This is a genomic window from Pseudomonas sp. HMWF006 (assembly GCF_003061205.1).
Classification (GTDB): Bacteria; Pseudomonadota; Gammaproteobacteria; order Pseudomonadales; family Pseudomonadaceae; genus Aquipseudomonas; species Aquipseudomonas monsensis.
The window spans coordinates 1-653 of sequence record NZ_QAIU01000551.1; the positions used below are offsets into that span (position 1 = coordinate 1).

General features: G+C 60.9%; 1 protein-coding gene and 1 pseudogene. One reads left to right on the top strand and one right to left on the bottom strand.

Going from position 1 to position 653, the window contains the following annotated elements:
- Positions 1-186, bottom strand: a pseudogene (locus tag DBR24_RS24855) (DUF4917 family protein); the annotation flags it as partial.
- Positions 187-340: 154 nt separating this feature from the next.
- On the opposite strand from DBR24_RS24855, the gene DBR24_RS33660 reads away from it, so the two are divergent.
- Positions 341-653: iron-containing alcohol dehydrogenase (locus DBR24_RS33660; protein ID WP_256591813.1), on the top strand; the 313-nt coding region annotated here is incomplete at its 3' end.

Consider the following 653-nt stretch of genomic DNA (forward strand, 5'->3'; position numbering starts at 1 on the left):
CAGTTCCGACGGGCTCAGCGGTTTCTCTTCCACGCTGCGGGCGTTTTCGAACAGCGAGTCGTAGCCGAAGTCGTCCCACACCGCGCGGCTGGCACCGTTGCCCACCAGCAAGCCTGTGAAGTTGGTCGTGGCGCGCAGGGCGTTCCAGTCTTCGAGGGTCGCGTCGACATCCAGAAAATCGCTCATTGCTTGGCACATCTCAAAACTTAGGGGCTGATGGGCGGCGACTTTATCACGAGCGGGCATTGAGCCAGATCAACATCGGCCGTGACCGATCGGTCGATCCTGTGCACATCCGCCGTATCGGAGCAGTCGATTCGGCCTCAGTCAGGAGACGCGCATGAGCAGCACATTTTTCATTCCGGCCGTAAACATCATGGGCAACGGATGCCTCGACGAGGCCATGATTGCGATTCGCAATTACGGTTTCCGCAAGGCGCTGATCGTCACTGACGCGGGGCTGGCCAAGGCCGGTGTGGCGACGATGGTCGCCGAGAAACTGGCGATGCAGGACATCGACTCGGTGATCTTCGACGGCGCCAAACCGAACCCGAGCATCGCTAACGTCGAGTCCGGGCTGGCGCTGCTCAAGGAAAGTCGCTGCGATTTCGTTGTATCGCTGGGCGGCGGTTCGCCGCACGACTGCGCCAAGG